Raw genomic sequence first — 16,964 nt, 5'->3', positions numbered from 1 at the left:
ATGGCGCTGCATGTCAGCCTCGTCTCCGCTGAGGCGGAGGTCTGGACGGGAGAGGCGAGCCTCGTGGTCGCCAAGACCGTCGAGGGTGAGATCGGCTTCATGACCGGCCACGAGCCGGTGCTGGCCATCCTCGCCGAGGGCCAGGTCCGCATCACCCAGGAAGACGGCACCAAGGTGCTGGCGAACGCTCAGGACGGATTCCTCTCCATGGAGGGCAACAACCTGACGATCGTCGCCGGCAACGCGGCTCTCATCGCCTGATCATCTTCACCGCGTCCGCCTCGGTCGCCGCGAGTTCTGCTCGCGGCACCGAGGCGGACGTGTCTGTATCCACCGAGGTGTTCTCATGAAGATCCTGCTGCCGCCGTCGGAGACCAAGCGCGAGGGAGGGACAGGCGCCCCGCTCGACCTGGCCGAGCTGGCGCTCCCCGGACTGCACGGCCCCCGCAGCGCCGTCATCGACGCTCTCATCGACCTCTCCGCCGACGAGGCGTCGGCGAAGAAGGTGCTCAAGCTGAGCGAGCGTCAGGCGGGCGACATCGCCCACAATCGGATGCTGCGCACGTCCGCGACGATGCCGGCCGTCGACCGGTACACGGGCGTCCTCTTCGATGCTCTCGACGCCGGTTCGCTGAGCTCCGCGTCGCGCCGCTGGCTCGGCACGCACGTCTGGGTCCATTCGGCGCCCTTCGGCCCGGTGGGTGCACTGGACCCGATTCCCGTCTACCGCCTCGCCGCGGGGACGTCTCTCCCTGGTCTGAGCGCGCTTCGCCGGCACTGGGCGCAGGCGACGAGCGCCGCGATCGCCGAGGAGGAACCGCCGTTCGTCCTCGACCTGCGCAGCGAAGTTTATGCCGCGCTCGGACCGATCCCGGCATCCGTCCCGTCGGCCTATGTGCGCGTGGTGACGCACGAGGGCCGCGCACTCAACCACTTCAACAAGAAGTCCAAGGGGCTCCTGGTGAGAAAGCTCGCGGAGCAGCGTCCTCGTATCGGGTCTCTGGGCTCATTGCGGAACTGGGCAGGCCGACAGGGCATCACGTTGCGCGACACAGAGGAGCCAGGGGTTCTGGAACTCGTCGTCGAGGAATGACGCCGCATGTCGGCGTCGAGGTCCGCTCCGCGTGGGCCGTTGCTCGTCGCTGACGACCTCGCTATGGTTGTGTCGCAGCGTATCTCGGCGACTGCCCATCGGATCCGGAGGGGATCATGAACTCACTTATCGGTGCCGCATCGACGGCCGCCGCATCCTCATACTTCTATGACGGCTACTACGACGGAGGAGGCGCCGCCGCTGCGGCAGGCCTCCTGATCTTCGCCTTCATCGGACTCATCTTCGCCGCGGGGTTCTATGTGATCTCCGCGATCTTCTTCATGAAGATCTTCGAGAAGGCTGGTGTCGAAGGCAAGTGGCGTGCCTGGGTGCCCGTGTACAACACCCTCATCTTCGCGAAGCTCGGTGATGTCTCGCCGTGGGCCGTGCTCATCGCCTGGGCGTTGACGCTCATCCCGTACCTCAACTTCCTCACCAGCCTGGCGCTGGTCGTGCTGCTCGCCCTGGCGGCGTGGCGCGTGGGACTGAAGCTTCAGAAGGACGCGATCTGGGTCGTCCTCTACATCTTCCTGTCGCTCATCTGGCTCGGCATCAACGCCTTCGACAAGTCGCGCTGGAACCCGAACATCGCCCCGGCCCCGTGGGCGGCGAACAGCTTCCTCGCCGACTCGACGGTCTGGCAGGGTGTTCCCGTGCAGCCGCGTCCGGCCGCACCGGCACCCGGCTATGGCGCGCCGCAGGGCTACGCGCCGCCCGCACCGCAGGGCTACGCGCCTCCCGCACAGCCTGGGTACGCTCCTCCCGCACAGCCCGGCTACACGCAGCCCGCCCCGCCGGCGCAGCCCGGCTACGCGCCTCCGGCCGCTCCGGCGACCGGCGCACCTGTGCCCCCGGCCCCGCAGACGCCTCCGGCCGCTCCGCAGACGCCCCCGGCGCCCCCCGCGGCACCTCCGTCCGCGCCTCCCGCGGCGCCGAGCGACCCCACGCAGCCCCCTGCGTGATGATCTGATGCAGAGAGCCCTCGACTTCGGTCGGGGGCTCTCTGCCGTTGTCGGTGCCTGGTCGGGAAGCGCGTCGATAGTCACCGCCGTGCCCGTGCGCGTGGGTGAGATGGTGCCGAAGTCCACTACGATGTGTGTGTATCCTGAGGCCCCCCGATTCGCCGCAGGCAATCCGGAGGCAGCACGTGGCTGAGACGACAACGAAGACGCACAGCGTCACGGTCGCGCATCGGCAGCTGGCGCTGTCGTGGGCCGGAGTCACCGATGTCGGCCTCCGGCGCGAGACGAATCAGGATTCGTTCTACGCCGAGTATCCGCTCTTCGTGGTCGCCGATGGCATGGGCGGACACGCCGGCGGGGAGATCGCCAGCCAGAGCACGGTCACCCGTCTCGAGGCTCTCGTCTCCGCGGGCGAGGTCGGACGCGAGGCGATCGAGAACGCGTTGGAGCTCGCCGTGGGCGATATCGCCGCGCATCCGGAGACGACCGACGAGGGCACAGGGACCACGCTCACCGGTGTCTTCCTCGAAGTCGACGGCGATGATGCGCGCTGGGTCGCCCTGAACATCGGAGACTCGCGCGTGTATCTCCTGCGCGACGATCGGCTCGTTCAGGTGACGACCGATCACTCCGTGGTGCAGGAACTCATCACCGCGGGCAAGATCAGCCCCGAGGAGGCCGAGGGGCACCCCTACAGCAACGTCATCACTCGCGCGGTCGGAGCGAGCGAGCTGACGGCGCCCGACTACGTGCTGATCGACATCCAGGTCGGCGACCGCTTCGTCATCTGCTCGGACGGGCTGACTAAAGAGCTCACCGACTACGGCATCCAGCACTTCCTCCGCGAGCACAGCACCCCTGGTCCCGCCGTCGATGCGATGCTCGCGGCCGCGCTCGAGAACGGCGGCAGGGACAACGTGACGCTCATCATCGTCCAGGTGGACGACTCGTCCTCCACGGAATCGACTTCCGCGGAGTGATCGCCGCTCCACGGCCTTCGGCTGTGGAGAACGCTCCGGGCCTCTCGCGTATGCGGTCCACTGGTCGGTATGGACACCCTCCCGATCTCGATTCCCGCCGCACCCATCGACGGCCGGAGACCGCCGATCCCCTTTCTCGCGGCTCTCGTCCCCGTCGCGTCGGGCATCGTGCTGTGGCTGCTGACCGACTCCCTCTACGCGCTCTGCTTCGCGGCTCTCGGTCCGCTGATGATCGCGGCGTCGGTGATCGATGGGTCGCGGGTGCGCCGAAAGACCAGGCGCGACGCAGAGCGGGATGGAGAGCGCGACTGGCAGCGGGCAGAGGGAGAACTCGCGCGTCGTCACGAGGAGGAGCGGCGTCTTCTCGATCATCGTCATCCCGATGCCGCGTCGTGTCTGGTGCAGACGCCTCTCCGCGGAACCCATCCGGTGGACGCGGAAACGGAACTGGTCATCGGACGAGGAACCGTTCGCAGCGGCGTCCGCGCCGCCGGCGCCGATGACGCAAGGGCGAGAGACTTCCAGGAACGATGCGGCGTGCTCTCCGACGCGCCCATCGTGGTTCCTCTCGGCGGGGGAGTCTGTCTCCGTGGGGCGGAGCCGGTGGTCCTTGCTGCCGTGCGCGCCCTCGTCGTGCAGGTGCATCTGCGGTTCGGCGCCGGTCGGATCGCGCTCGCGGGTGAGCGACTCGTCGAATGGGGCCTCGGGGCATTCGTCTCCTCGGGGAGATCGCGCAGAGAGCTCTTCAGGCTCGGGGTCGCTCGTGAGGGAGATGCGCGCCCGCGGGCGGACGCCGTGCTCTGGATCGCTTCAGGGGACGGTGACGTCTCTGGGGGCGTCACGACGGTGCTGGACATCATCGAGCCGCGTCGAGCCCGCCTGCGGACGCCTCAGGGCGTGATGGAGGAGATCGCCGTCGAGGGGATCTCGTCGGCGCAGGCAGCGGCGATCGCGGTGGCGGCGGCAGGCGACGAGACGGGAGCTCTCCCCGATGAGGTGATGCTGTCGGAGCTGACGTCGTCTGTCGAGGGGCGAGGTCTGTCCGCGGCCGTCGGCGTCGGAGAGCAGGGGGCTGTCGTCCTCGACATCGTCGAGGACGGACCGCACGCGATCGTGACCGGGACGACCGGCACGGGCAAGAGCGAACTGCTGGTCTCGTGGGTGACGGCGATGGCGGCGGTGCACGGGCCGGACCGCGTCGTCTTCGTCCTGGCGGACTTCAAGGGCGGCACCGCTTTCGAGCCCCTCCGCGCGCTCCCGCAGGTGGCGGCCGTGATCACGGACCTGGATGAGGCGGGCGCACGGCGCGGAGTGTCCAGCCTGACCGCAGAGCTCCGGCGTCGAGAGGGTGTCCTCGCCGCGGCGGGAGCCCGCGACATCGGCGCCGTGGGGATGCCGCGCCTGGTGATCGTGATCGATGAGTTCGCCGCGATGCTGCAGGAGCACGCTGACCTGGGAGCGGTGTTCACCGACATCGCCGCCAGAGGCAGAGCGCTGGGGATGCACCTGATCATCGGCACGCAGCGAGCGTCGGGCGTGATCAGGGACGCGCTGGCTGCGAACTGCCCTCTCCGGCTGAGCCTGCGTGTCGGGGATCCGGCCGACAGCCGCATCGTGATCGGCACGGATGCCGCGGCCGAACTGCCAGGAGGTGCGCTATCGAGAGGCTTGGCGCTGGTGCGCCGGCCGCAGGACTCGGAACCGGCGGTGATGAGAGCGGCGCTGACCGGTGTCGCGGACCTCCGCGCGGTCGCTATGCGGTGGTCGCAGGCCGAGCGTGCTCCCAGCCCGTGGCTGCCGGTGCTCACCTCCACGATCCCTCTCGAGACTCTCCGTGGTGAGGAGGAGAGCGGCGCAGTCCTGCTGGGACGATCGGACGATCCCGAGCATCAACGCCAACCGGTGGACACGCTGCGGCTCGGCTCGGAGCGCGGACTCGCCGTGCTCGGCGCCGCGGGTTCGGGACGCTCCTCACTGCTGCGCCTGCTCCGACAACAGCGTCCCGATGCGCTATGGATCCCCGATGATCCGGAGGGCGCGTGGGATGCGGTGACCGAGCTGGCGCGAACCGGCGGACCGGATCTCGTGCTGTGCGACGATCTCGACGTCAGAGCGTCCGAGCTGCCGCCCGAGCACTCTCAGCTGTTCGTGCAGCTGTGGGACAGGATCCTTCGAGGAGGCTCGGGCACGACGTTCGTCCTCACCGCGTCCAGAGCATCGGGACCGGTCGGGCGCCTCCTGGACGCCCTGCCGAGACGGGCCCTCCTGCGGATGCCCAGCAGGGTCGAGCACCTCGCCGCGGGCGGAGAGTCGGCGACGTTCGATCGCGATCGCGGCCCGGGGCGGGCGTGGATGGGGGATCGTGAGACGCAGTTCGCCTGGGTACCGGAGGAGGCGTCGTCCGAGTGGACTGCGCCCATCGCGTCTACTGGCTGGACTCCCACCGCCGACGTCACCGCGATCGTCACGTCGGGGCCGCACTCCGTGGCGCGGGTTCTCGGCGAGGCCTATCCCGACTGCGAGGTGCTCCTCGCTCCCACGCCGCCGTCCGCGTCGTCGCGGCCCGCCATTCTCGTGGCCGACACCGACACCTGGCAACGCAACTGGTCGCTGTGGCAGACGGTGCGCACACGCGGCGAGGTTCTGATCAGGGCCGAGAACCCCGCCGACCTCCGTCAGCTCGCAGGGGTCAGGGAGACACCGCCGTTCGCCCGCACCCATGCCGGGCGGGCGTGGTCGCTGCGTGAGGCCGAAGGGCCGCGCAGGGTGGTCGTACCCGTGCTGGACGGGCGGTGACAGGTGGGCCGCTCAGATGCCGCTTCCGAGCCGGATGGCGCCGACGTCCTTCCCGCCGCCGAGAACGGCGAGCGGAAGGGCCTCCGCAAGAGCGGCGACGTCGGCTTCCGGCAGGGCGCCAGCACGAACGAGGAGAGTCGCGGCGACGAGAGTGGAGGCGCGTGCGGATCCGTCGAGCATCTTGAGGGCGACCGTGGTCCCGTTCGGAGCGACCATGACCATGATGCCCTCGGCGCCGCCCTTGGCGAAGACGCCGAGCTTCTCGATCGCGAGGGTGTCCGGCCGTCCGGGGCCCTCGATGGTCCACGGGCTCTCCTTCACCGCACGGACGAGCGAACCCGCGACCCGGTGCAGTGCGAAGGGAGAGCGCTCGGACGCGCTTCCGATCCGGTGGATCGCGCGGGCGAGCCCGGTGAGAGTGATCGCGTGCACGGGAGCTCCGCATCCGTCGACCGACGTGTGGGCGACCTTCTCGCCGGTCAGGCGCTCGACGACCTCGCGGATGTGTACCTGCAGCGGGTGCGCGGGGTCGAGGTAGCCATCGGTCGGCCAACCCGTCGCCACGCAGGCGCGGAGCATCGCGGCGTGCTTGCCGGAGCAGTTCATGCGGATGCGGGTCGGGACGCCGTGCTCGCGCACGAGTTCGTCACGCGTCGACGTGTCGCTCGGCCAGGCTTCGGGGCAGCCGAGGTCATCTTCGGTGAGCCCGCCCTGGGTGAGCACTTCGCGGACGACCTCCGCATGGCGATCGGTGCCCACGTGGCTGGCCGTGGACAGAGCGAGCTGCTCGCCCTCGAGGGGAGCTCCCGCGGTGATGCAGGCGATTGCCTGCAGAGGCTTGAGGCTGGACCGCGGGAGGATCAGCGCGTCGATGTTGCCGTGCCTCGCGACGACCTCGCCGTCGGGGGACAGGACGACGGCAGCGCCCGCGTGGCGGGACTCCACGAAGCCGCTTCTTTCCACGACGGCGAGTTCAACGGCATCCTGAACGGTGAGAGTCTCCAGCACCACCCAAGACTACCGCCGGTGGGGGCGCGCTCGCGGTCACCCGCCGTCGGGGCGTACGTCGGGGCACGTGGCGGGGCGACGCTGGCAGACTGTATCCATGGCACTCGGCGAGCACAGGTACGCACTCACCTCGACGTGGACGGGCAACACCGGCACGGGCACCAGCGGATACCGCGACTATCGACGCGACGTCACTCTCGAGGTCCAGGGAAAGCCCGAGATCCTCGCGTCGAGCGACAAGCCGTTCCGCGGGGACGTCTCGAGATGGAACCCCGAGGACCTCCTTCTCGCGTCGCTCTCGGAGTGCCATCTGCTGTCGTATCTGCACGCCTGCGTGACCGCCGGAGTCGTCGTGGTCTCGTACCGCGACACGGCGTCCGGTCTGATGACGGAGGACGGCCGCGGCGGGGGCGCTTTCGTCGAGGTCGTGCTGCGGCCGGAGGTCGTCGTGGCGGAGGCCTCGATGGTGGAGGCTGCCGAGCGCGCCCACGCGCAGGCGAACGAATGGTGCTTCATCGCGAACTCGATGAACTTCCCTGTGCGTCACGAGGCCACGGTCACAGCCGAGGAGGCCTGAGCGCAGCGCGACGGGTCAGCGGCGCTCGTGGGGAAGCGCCTGCTTGATCTTCTCGATCGCGCCCTGCGCGGGCGCCTCGTTGTAGGCTCCGGCGAGCTCCTGCCCGGAGAGCGCGTGGATGGCGGCCATGATCTCGTCGGTGGCGAGACGCCGAGCCTTGCCGCTCGTCGCCGGGCCGTGCGGGGAGAGATCCAGCGGCTTTCCGAACTTCACCGTGATGCGCTCCGAGAGGGTGGGCATCTTCGCGCCGACCGGCATGACCTTGTCGGTGCCGATCAGTCCGACCGGGACGACGGGGGCGCCCGTCTGCAACGCGAGGAAGGCGACTCCGGTGCGCCCCTTGTAGAGGCGGCCGTCGGTGGAGCGGGTGCCCTCGGGGTACAGCGCGACGGCAAGCCCTTCTTCGAGGAGCTGACGCTGCAGGTCCAGCGCGTCCAGAGCGGCCTGGCCCGCTCCGCGGCGAACGGGGATCGCCCCGATGGACTCGAAGAAGGTCTTGCTCAACCAGCCCTTGGCGCCGGTGCCTTCGAAGTAGCTCGACTTGGCGAGGAAGTGCACGGGGCGGGGCGCGGCGACCGGGATGGCGATCGAGTCGATGAACGACAGATGGTTGCTCGCGAAGATCACGGCGCCGTCGAGGGGGACGTTCTCCCTTCCCTCGATGCGAGGGCGGTAGATGAGACGGGCGAGCGGGCTGATCAGGCTGCGGCCGAGCGCATAGGTGAACCCTGCGTGACGCGGCTTCGCGGTCTCCGCGGGAGAGGAATCGGGCTCCACGGACTGCTCAGAGGTCATCAGAGAAGGCTACTCCCGATCCCATGCCGTTACCGGAATGCAATGCGCAGCCCCCGCGCCTCCCAGCGCGGACCAAGCCGCGTACGAGAGTATGGGATGTCCCACCAGAGATCCTGAGGTCTTCACTGTGCGCAAGCGTCCGCTCATCGTCCTGTCCACCGTCGCCGCGGCGACCCTGCTCCTGGCCGGATGCTCCGGCAGCTCGAAGCCCGAGTCGTCGAGCACTCCGAGCCCCACGGCGTCGAGCTCCTGTCTCGCCGACCTGAAGTCCGGCGCCGGTTCCGACGCCGTCACCGTCGACGGCACCGGCGCCGCCGCGAAGGTCACCGTCCCCGAGGGCACGGAGATCAAGGAAGCCGAGCGCTCCGTCGTGGTCAAGGGCGATGGCGACGACGTCAAGCCCGGCGACCTCGTCTCCCTCCGCTACCAGCTCGTCGATGCGACGACCAACGAGGTGCTCAGCACCTCGGAGCGCGGTCCGGACGGTGTCCTCTCCGCTCTGCTGGCGACCCAGCAGTCGCAGCAGATCGTCGACCCCACGCAGTCCACGGTGTTCACGGTGGCCGCGGAGTGCCTGCCGATCGGCTCGAGCGTCGTGCTGACGCTGCCGGCGTCGGGGGAGGGGATGCACCCGAGCGTGCTCTACGTCGAGACCATCGACGAGCTGCCGACGACCGCGTCCGGCACCGCCGTCGACCCGACCGAGGGCATGCCCGAGGTCAAGCTCGATGACGACGGCGCGCCGACGATCACCGTTCCGAAGAGCGATGCACCGACCGAGACCGAGGTTGCCGTCCTCAAGCAGGGCGACGGTGCGGTCGTCGCCTCTGGCGACCTGGTCACCGTGCAGTACCGCGGTGTGAAGTGGTCGGATGGCAAGGAGTTCGACTCGAGCTGGAGCCGTGGCGCCATGCCGGCGCAGTTCCAGACCACGAGCGTCGTCACCGGATTCAAGACGGCTCTCGAAGGCCAGAAGGTGGGCTCGCAGGTCGTCGTCGTGATGCCCCCGAAGGACGGCTACGGCGCGTCGGAGGGCAACGAGCTGCAGAACGAGACGCTCGTCTTCGTCGTCGACATCCTCGCGACCACCCCGATCGAGGTCGCGCAGTAACACGGGACGAGCCGAGGGCGTGACATAGGCTGGCGGCATGCGTCGCATCATCGTCCTCGGCTCCACCGGTTCCATCGGCACTCAGGCGCTCGACGTCATCCGGGCGAACCCACGACGGTTCGAACTCGTGGGCCTGGCGGCAGGCTCGAACGCCACGATGCTCGCCGAACAGGCGGAGTGCTTCCAGGTCGATGCGACCGCTCTCGGCGCCGTCGAGGCAGAACAGCTGGTGCGCGACGTCGATGCCGACGTCGTGCTCAACGCGATCACCGGGTCGATCGGCCTCGGGTCGACGCTCGCCGCGCTGAAGGCCGGACGCACGCTCGCGCTGGCGAACAAGGAGTCGCTGATCGTCGGAGGAGAGCTGGTGCTCGCCGCCGCCGCGCCCGGTCAGATCGTGCCGGTGGACTCCGAGCACTCCGCCCTGGCGCAAGCGCTGCGCAGCGGAACGCACGATGAGGTGCGTCGACTCGTGGTCACGGCATCCGGCGGTCCGTTCCGAGGCCGCAGTCGTGGCGAGATGGAGACCGTCTCCCCGCAGGAGGCTCTCGCTCACCCCACCTGGGACATGGGGCGCATGGTCACCACGAACTCCGCGACCCTGGTCAACAAGGGACTCGAGGTCATCGAAGCCCATCTGCTCTTCGACGTCGCATACGACGACATCGACGTCGTCGTCCACCCGCAGTCGATCGTGCACTCCATGGTCGAGTTCATCGACGGCTCGACGATCGCCCAGGCCTCGCCGCCGGACATGCGCCTGCCCATCTCCCTCGGCCTCGACTGGCCGAACCGCGTCGGCGGTGTCGGGCGACCGCTGGACTGGACGAAGGCATCCTCCTGGACGTTCGAGCCGCTCGACGACGTGGCGTTCCCCGCGGTCGCTCTCGCGAAGGCGGTGGGGCGCGCCGGTCGCACGTTCCCGGCGGTCTACAACGCGGCGAACGAGCAGGCGGTCGACGCGTTCCACGAAGGACGGCTGTCGTTCCTCGGCATCGTGGACACCATCGCCAGGGTGGTCGATGCGCACGAGCCGCCGGAGACTCTCACGGTGGAGTCCCTGGCCGAGGCGGAGCTCTGGGCGCGCCGCACCGCAGACCGGTTCATCGCCGCAGGCGCGCCCGCCTAGCCCCGTCGATCCGGCATCAGATCGCGGAGCCTCGGCGAGACCTCAGTCCTCGTCGGGGTACGGCACGGGCCAGTGCGAGTCGGGCACAGGCCAGCCCGCAGCCTTGAGAGCGCGACGGGCGAGCTCGCGGGCCGAGTACGGAGTGCGCATCCCGCGGATGTCGCGGTAGTCCTGGTGACCCGGACCGGCCCACAGGATCGCGTCTCCTTCGCCGACCAGGCCGACGGCGGCGACGATCGCCTTCTCGGGCGGTGAATACTCGTGGATCTCGGCATCCGGACGTGCGGTGCGCGCGCCCTCCACGAGTGTGGCCCTGATCGAGTCCGGGTCTTCGAAGCGCGGATGGTGATCGGTGATGACGAGGATGTCGCTGCCCTCGACGGCGGTGCGCGCCATGTCGAAGCGCTTGCTCGCGTCGCGGTCTCCGTCGGCGCCGAACAGCATGAGGACGCGGCCCGGCGTGACCCGGCGCACGGCAGCGAGGGTCTTCTCGAACGCGTCGGGCGAATGGCCGAAATCGACGAAGACGGCGGGGCCCGCCTCGCCCGAGACGAGCTGCGTGCGCCCGGGGAGATAGGCCTCGATGCCGCCGTCGCGCTCCAGAGCCGTGACGATGCGGGCCCAGTCGTAGCCGCCCTCGAGCAGCATCACGATGGCGAGAGCGGCGTTCGCCGCCATGTGCGGTCCGATGACGGGCACGGTCGTGGTGAGGACGCCGGCCGGGCCGGTCATCGTGAACGTGGTGCCCGCGGCGCGCTCGTCGTCGATCGACACGACCCAGTCGGCGCGCGCAGCGGCCTCGGGATCAGCGGCGATGGAGGGGGTGCCGACGGTGACCACGGGGATCTCCGCGCGTGCGACGACGGTCGCACCCGAGGGGGAATCCAGGCAGACGACCCCGCGGCGCGCCCGGTCAGGACGGAACAGAGGCAGTTTCGCCTCGAAGTACTCCTCCATGTCGGCGTAGTCGTCGAGGTGGTCGTGGCTGAGATTGGTGAAGCCGGCCACGTCGAAGAGGATGCCGTCGACACGATGACGGGAGAGGGCCTGCGCGCTGACCTCGACGGCCACGGCCTCGACGGCCCGCTCGCGCATGAGGGCGAGCAGCGCGTGCATCTCCGATGCCTCGGGGGTGGTCAGACGGGAGACGATGACCTCGCCGGCGATGTGACGCTCGGCGGTGGAGGAGAGCCCGGTGACGACGCCGAGCTGATCGAGGATGCCCTCGAGCAGGTGCGAGACGCTGGTCTTCCCGTTCGTGCCCGTCGTCGCGAAGAGCAGCGGCAGCTCGTCGTCCGCGCCGGTGCCGTAGACCCAGGCGCTGAGAGCGCCGAGGACCGCTCGCGGGTCATCGACGATGACGGTCGGGAGTCCGACGGGCTCGGCGATCACGGCGCCCGCGGCATCCGTGATGATCGCGACGGCGCCCTTCTCGGCGGCGGTGGCGGCGAACTCGGCGCCATGGCGGTTCACACCCTGGATCGCGACGAACGCCTCGCCGGCGCGGAGGTCGGCCGTGGCGAGGGTGATCCCCGTCAGGGCGACTCCGGTGAGATCGCCGCGGACCTCGCGGGCGAATCGGGTGGCGAGTTCGGACAGCTCGCGCCGGGGCGGGTTCGCGGGGCGGAGCACGGGAGGCAGGCTCGGTTGTTGTTCAATCGACATGTCCCCACCATGATCTCATGGCTCGATCCCGTTGCCGGATGCGGCACGGCCCCCGCCTTCGTCGCACAGGCCTCCCGATGCGGGCGGACGGCGCGACGAAGGCGGGGTACTGGGCTCAGGCCCTGCGGCGGTACGCGAGCACCGCGACGACGAGGGCCGCGAGGCCGGCGAACAGACCTCCTGCTCCCAGAGCCACCGCGAGGGGATCGGATGCCGTCGCCCCGGCATCCGACGTCGCGGACGTCTCCGCGTGCCCGTCTGGCATGTCGTGTCCGCCCTCGGCCGAGGCGGGGGCGACGGTCACGACCGGCGCCGGGGTGTCGAGACTGTGCGGGTCCTCCCCGTCCTTCGCGAGCTGGGTCCACTCCGTGCTGCCCTCGACGCACGTCTGCACGACGGGGAACGCGAGAGTGTCGGGCGTGTCCTCGTCGAGGCCGACGCCCATGCTCACCGCGCCCCGGAGGTCGATCGGCACGGGCGTCAGCGCGGTGTAGGTCACGGCGCTGACGAGTCCGTCGCCTCCGCGTTCGACGTCGATCGTCCAGTCGCCGTCCGCGGTCGGCGACACGGAGGCGAGGCCCTTCGGGATGGTGACCTTCAGCGCGGTCGTCGGAGACGTCTCGCATCCGTGGGAGAAGGAGAAGGTGAGGACGCCGTGGTCTCCCGCGACGAGTTCGTCGGGGGAGACGCTGACGTGAGCGCTCGCGGCGAGCGGGAGGACGACGGCGAGGATGGCGCCGCCGATGATGCCGGCGGTGATGGTGGTGGTGGAACGCATGAGGGAACTCCTGTCTGTGGACTGCATGATCTGCGGGCGCGCCGGTGAGCGCGGGCATCCCGCGGGGTGGTCGCCTCGTCGAGGCGGATCGGAGATCAGGCGGAGACAGGCGGCCCGCGCCGGCAGACCGCGGCGATGGGCACGGCGTCGGCCAGCGGGCGGACCTCGGGGCGGAGCGGAGCGGGGCGCTCGTGGAGCACCGGGGCGGCAGCGGCGGCGCGGCGGAGCACGGCGCGGACCCAGCCGGCGATCGCGCGGACCGTCGACTCGCCGCGCCAGAGCAGGAGCACCGTGACGACGGCCGCTGCGGCATGGCCGAGGAGCATCGTGGCGTCGGGGAGCGCGGCGACGGCGACGGGTCCGAGCGGCAGGAGATGGTGCGTGTGTCCGGCGGCGCCGATGACGCCACCGCCGACAGGAGCGCCGAGGACCTGGAAGAGCAGATGGAACGCGGCCTGGCTCACGAGCACGGTGACGGCGACACGCAGCCTCGACGGCGCCGCGCCGATCATCAGCGCCGCCGGCGGCACCAGGAACGCGGAGACGGCGAGCACCAGCAGCGGATGCGGGGCGGAACCGCCGGCGAGAGTGTGCGAGACCGCCGCCAGGAGCGTGGCGATCGAGGACGCCGATGCCGCGCGCAGAAGTCGCAGCTGGCGGGAGGTCACATCCTCAGCCTATCCTCGGGGCGGCGCCGGGCTGATTCCTAGGCTGCGACCAGTAGCGTAGGCACGTGGAAACACTGCTCTATGTGGGCGGCATCCTGTTCATGCTGATCGGCCTCGGCCTCTCGATCGGACTGCACGAGATCGGCCACCTCCTCCCCGCGAAGCTCTTCGGCGTGCGCGTCGGCCAGTACATGATCGGTTTCGGTCCGCGGATCTGGTCGAAGCGGATCGGCGAGACCGAGTACGGATTCAAGCTGCTGCCGCTGGGCGGCTTCATCTCGATGTCGGGCATGTACCCCGACTCGAAGGGCTCGGGTCCGGCCAAGGGCGTCTTCCGCACTCTCATCCAGGACGCCAGGTCGGCGAACGACGAGACGATCGCGGAGGGGGCGGAGGAGCGCGTCTTCTTCCGGCTCCCGGTATGGAAGCGCGTCATCGTGATGCTCGGCGGCCCGCTGATGAATCTGATCCTCGCCGTCGTCATCTTCACCGTCCTCGTCTCGGGGATCGGCGTGCAGCAGGGCACGACCACGATCGCCTCGGTGAGCCAGTGCGTGCTCCCCGCCGGTTCCACGGCGACTGAGTGCGGGGCGGATGACCCGGAGGCGCCCGCTGCGGAGGCGGGCATCAAGCCGGGGGATGTGCTGGTGTCGCTCGACGGACAGCCCGTCTCCGACTTCGCGGAGGCGACATCGATCGTGCAGGCGTCTCCCGGAAAGACGCTGGATCTGGTGGTGCTGCGGGACGGCGCCGAGAAGACGCTGGAGATCACGCCGGTCGCCGCCGAGCGCAAGCTCACCGACGCGAGCGGTCGGCCCGTGCTCGATGCGAAGGGCGAGCAGGTCGTCAAGACCGTCGGCTATGTCGGCATGGGAGCCCAGATGGGCTTCGTGCAGCAGCCGCTGACGGCGGGGCCGGAGATGGCGGCCGACAGCGTCGTACGCGTGGCGTCGCTGATCGTGACGCTGCCGGTGAAGCTGTGGGACATCGGCGCCTCGCTGGTCACCGGGGGCGAGCGCGACCCGAACGGCCCGTTGAGCGTCGTCGGCGTCGGGCGTCTGGCCGGAGAGGTCGCGGCGACGGATGCGCCGATCCTGAACCGGTTCTCGGTGCTGCTCGGGCTGCTCGGATCGTTGAACGTCGCGCTGTTCGTGTTCAACCTGATCCCGCTGCTTCCGCTCGACGGCGGTCACATCGTCGTCGCGCTGTGGGACGGTATCAAGCGGGCCTGGGCGAAGCTCTTCCGCCGGCCCCCGCCCGCGCCGGTCGACGCGACGAAGCTCGTGCCGCTCACCGTGGTCGTGGCGACACTGCTCATCGCGATGGGCGCGCTTCTCCTGGTGGCCGACCTGTTCAACCCGGTGAACCTGCTCGGAGGCTGAGCCGTCGACGATCCCCGGTGCCGCTGCTCGGTCGCGGGACTCGTCAGGCCAGGGCGTGCGTGACGAGCCGATCGAGCGTGCGGATGCCGTCTCGCGACAGGATCGATTCGAGGTGCCCCTGCACGGAGGAGAAGTGCTCTCCGCGCAGCGAGTAGACGTCGCCGGACGCGGCATCCGCCGACACCTCGGCCCCATCCACACTCGTCGTGCCGGGATCCACTCGCGCGGTGAAGGTGTTGTAGAAGCCGATCGAGGCGTTCTCGCCGAACACGGGCACCGACTTCTGCAGCCCCTGGTGCGGTGTCGCGAGGGGAGTGAGAGCGATGCCGAGCCGATCGGCGAGGATCTGGTGGCTCAGGCACACGGCGAGCAGCGGAGCCCCGGCGTCGAGACGGCGCGCCACGACCTCCCGCATCCGCGAGATGCGGGAGCTGGACAGGTCCCTCGGGTCCCCGGGTCCAGGGCCCGCCACCACGAGGTCCGCCGCGTCGACTGCGGCATCCTGCACCTCGTTCCACGGGGCGATCGTGACGTCGAGGCCGAGGTGGCGCAGCTGATGGGCGAGCATCGTGGTGAAGCGGTCCTCGGCATCCACCACGAGGGCCGTGCGTCCCGTGAACGGACCGGTGAACTCCTCGCCCTGCGGGTTCAGCCAGAACTCCGCCAGTCGCGCATTGCGGGAGGAGAGCAGCTCGGCGACGGTCGGGTCCTCGGCGAGAGGGCGCGGCTCGGTCGGGGCGTCGGCATCGCTGCGCGCCTCGGCGACCCGGTCGCGATCGATGGCGCCGATCGCCCCCAGTACACCGGCGGCCTTGCCGTGAGTCTCGCTCACCTCGCCGTACGGGTCGGAGTGGCGCACGAGGGTGGCGCCGACCGGAACGCTGAGCGCACCGTCCTCGAGGTACACCGTGCGGATGAGGATGGGCGCGTCGAGGTCGTGACCGCCCTCGGCGTTCGGCGTGAACAGGGCGGCGACCCCGGAGTAGTAGCCGCGGGGCTTGCGCTCGTGACGGCGGATGACCGCGCAGGCGTTCTGCATGGGGGAGCCGGTCACCGTGGGGGCGAACATCGTCTCGCGGAGGATCTCGCGCGGGTCGAGGCGGCTGCGGCCGCGGAGCATGTACTCCGTGTGCGTGAGGCGCGACATCTCCTTGAGGTGCGGCCCGGTGATGCGGCCGCCGTCGGAGCAGACGGCGCTCATCATCTTCAGCTCCTCGTCGACGACCATGAAGAGCTCCTCCGTCTCCTTCGTGGAGGAGAGGAAGTCCACCAGGGTCTCCTTCGTGGCTCCGCCCGCGGGGTGGCGGAAGGTGCCGGAGATCGGGTTCATCGTGACGATGCCGTCGCGGGCGACCACGTGCGCCTCGGGGCTCGCTCCGACGGCGATGTGGCCCGGTGTGAAGACGGCGAAGGTCCAGTAGGCGCCGCGCTCGTGCGTGAGCAGGGCGCGGAACCAGGTGAGGGCGGCGGTGCGGTCGTCGACGTCGATGTTCGCGGTGAAGTCGCGGCGGATCACGAAGTTCGCGCCTTCTCCGCGGCCGATCTCGTCGGCGATCACGCGCTCGACGATCGCGGCGTACTCCTCGTCGGCGATGTCGAAGCCGTCGTCGCGGAGCGGGACGGAGGCCGACGGCAGTGCGGAGAGCACCTCGGGGGTCGGCAGGTGTAGGTGCTCGTCGACGACGATGCACCGCAGCGGAGCGCCGTCATCCTGAGCGACGAAGCCGCGTTCCCGCACCTGGCGGTAGGGCACCATCGCGAAGACCTCCCGTGCGGCGCGGTCGACGGTCAGCGGGATGTCGGCGAGCAGGTCGACGTCGACGACGTCGCCGGTGAGCAGCTCGACCGTGTCCGCTCCGTCGCGCGCGATCAGCACGAAGGATGCCGCCGGGTCTGCGCTGAGCTCGGCGAGGCGTGAGAGGGTCATCGATGTCTCCTGTGCGAGGTATCGGGCGCGGCTCAAACGAAAAGACCGCCCCTGAAGGCGGTCTGGATTCGTGGGAACGCGAACACACCGCCT

At 69.9% G+C, this 16,964-nt stretch carries 15 protein-coding genes; 9 read left to right on the top strand and 6 right to left on the bottom strand.

Annotated elements, in window-relative coordinates; all coding sequences use genetic code 11:
• The 5 genes from CQ047_RS09730 (at position 1) to CQ047_RS09710 (ending at position 5,831) form a co-directional block, all read left to right on the top strand.
• Positions 1-261 carry a F0F1 ATP synthase subunit epsilon gene (locus tag CQ047_RS09730; RefSeq protein WP_045258871.1) on the top strand — a complete coding sequence of 87 codons (261 nt, stop codon included), beginning with the start codon at positions 1-3 and terminating at the stop codon, positions 259-261.
• Positions 262-346: 85 nt separating this feature from the next.
• Positions 347-1,093, top strand: coding sequence for a YaaA family protein (locus tag CQ047_RS09725; RefSeq protein WP_105674672.1), 747 nt, complete (start codon positions 347-349; stop codon positions 1,091-1,093).
• A 116-nt stretch (positions 1,094-1,209) separates the two neighbouring features.
• Entirely contained in the window at positions 1,210-2,055 is an 846-nt protein-coding gene (locus CQ047_RS09720; RefSeq protein ID WP_181155893.1) for a DUF5684 domain-containing protein, read from the top strand.
• 185 nt (positions 2,056-2,240) lie between these two features.
• A complete protein-coding gene (locus tag CQ047_RS09715) occupies positions 2,241-3,035 on the top strand; it encodes a PP2C family serine/threonine-protein phosphatase (protein WP_105674670.1) in 795 nt (264 codons plus the stop codon).
• A 69-nt stretch (positions 3,036-3,104) separates the two neighbouring features.
• Positions 3,105-5,831, top strand: a complete 2,727-nt coding sequence (locus tag CQ047_RS09710) for an FtsK/SpoIIIE domain-containing protein (RefSeq protein ID WP_105674668.1) — start codon at positions 3,105-3,107, stop codon at positions 5,829-5,831.
• A 12-nt stretch (positions 5,832-5,843) separates the two neighbouring features.
• Here the strand turns inward: CQ047_RS09710 and CQ047_RS09705 are convergent, their stop codons facing one another.
• The gene (locus tag CQ047_RS09705; protein ID WP_105674724.1) at positions 5,844-6,839 is read right to left on the bottom strand and encodes an asparaginase; all 996 of its coding nucleotides are present in this window, start codon (positions 6,837-6,839) and stop codon (positions 5,844-5,846) included.
• 97 nt (positions 6,840-6,936) lie between these two features.
• On the opposite strand from CQ047_RS09705, the gene CQ047_RS09700 reads away from it, so the two are divergent.
• Entirely contained in the window at positions 6,937-7,416 is a 480-nt protein-coding gene (locus CQ047_RS09700; RefSeq protein ID WP_105674666.1) for an OsmC family protein, read from the top strand.
• A 15-nt stretch (positions 7,417-7,431) separates the two neighbouring features.
• On the opposite strand, the gene CQ047_RS09695 is transcribed toward CQ047_RS09700, so the two are convergent.
• Positions 7,432-8,211, bottom strand: coding sequence for a 1-acyl-sn-glycerol-3-phosphate acyltransferase (locus CQ047_RS09695; protein ID WP_105674664.1), 780 nt, complete (start codon positions 8,209-8,211; stop codon positions 7,432-7,434).
• Between the two features lie 127 nt (positions 8,212-8,338).
• Here CQ047_RS09695 and CQ047_RS09690 point away from each other — a divergent pair, with 127 nt between their 5' ends.
• Positions 8,339-9,322: an FKBP-type peptidyl-prolyl cis-trans isomerase gene (locus tag CQ047_RS09690; protein WP_105674662.1), complete on the top strand. Its 984-nt coding sequence runs from the start codon at positions 8,339-8,341 to the stop codon at positions 9,320-9,322.
• 37 nt (positions 9,323-9,359) lie between these two features.
• Complete coding sequence (dxr, locus tag CQ047_RS09685; protein ID WP_105674660.1) at positions 9,360-10,451, top strand: 1-deoxy-D-xylulose-5-phosphate reductoisomerase; 1,092 nt, start codon at positions 9,360-9,362, stop codon at positions 10,449-10,451.
• 42 nt (positions 10,452-10,493) lie between these two features.
• On the opposite strand, the gene CQ047_RS09680 is transcribed toward dxr, so the two are convergent.
• The 3 genes from CQ047_RS09680 to CQ047_RS09670 all read right to left on the bottom strand — a co-directional run bounded on the left by CQ047_RS09680 (position 10,494) and on the right by CQ047_RS09670 (position 13,562).
• A complete protein-coding gene (locus tag CQ047_RS09680) occupies positions 10,494-12,116 on the bottom strand; it encodes a Mur ligase family protein (RefSeq protein WP_181155892.1) in 1,623 nt (540 codons plus the stop codon).
• Between the two features lie 115 nt (positions 12,117-12,231).
• A complete protein-coding gene (locus CQ047_RS09675) occupies positions 12,232-12,894 on the bottom strand; it encodes a YcnI family protein (protein WP_105674657.1) in 663 nt (220 codons plus the stop codon).
• A 95-nt stretch (positions 12,895-12,989) separates the two neighbouring features.
• A complete protein-coding gene (locus CQ047_RS09670) occupies positions 12,990-13,562 on the bottom strand; it encodes a hypothetical protein (RefSeq protein ID WP_105674655.1) in 573 nt (190 codons plus the stop codon).
• 65 nt (positions 13,563-13,627) lie between these two features.
• Here CQ047_RS09670 and CQ047_RS09665 point away from each other — a divergent pair, with 65 nt between their 5' ends.
• A complete protein-coding gene (locus CQ047_RS09665; RefSeq protein WP_105674653.1) occupies positions 13,628-14,944 on the top strand; it encodes an RIP metalloprotease in 1,317 nt (438 codons plus the stop codon).
• A gap of 43 nt (positions 14,945-14,987) precedes the next feature.
• On the opposite strand, the gene CQ047_RS09660 is transcribed toward CQ047_RS09665, so the two are convergent.
• Positions 14,988-16,871, bottom strand: coding sequence for a chorismate-binding protein (locus tag CQ047_RS09660; protein WP_105674651.1), 1,884 nt, complete (start codon positions 16,869-16,871; stop codon positions 14,988-14,990).
• Positions 16,872-16,964 lie beyond the last annotated feature (93 nt).

It is taken from the genome of Microbacterium sp. MYb72 (genome assembly GCF_002979415.1).
Lineage (GTDB): Bacteria > Actinomycetota > Actinomycetes > Actinomycetales > Microbacteriaceae > Microbacterium > Microbacterium natoriense.
This window is presented reverse-complemented; position numbering and strand designations above follow the sequence as displayed.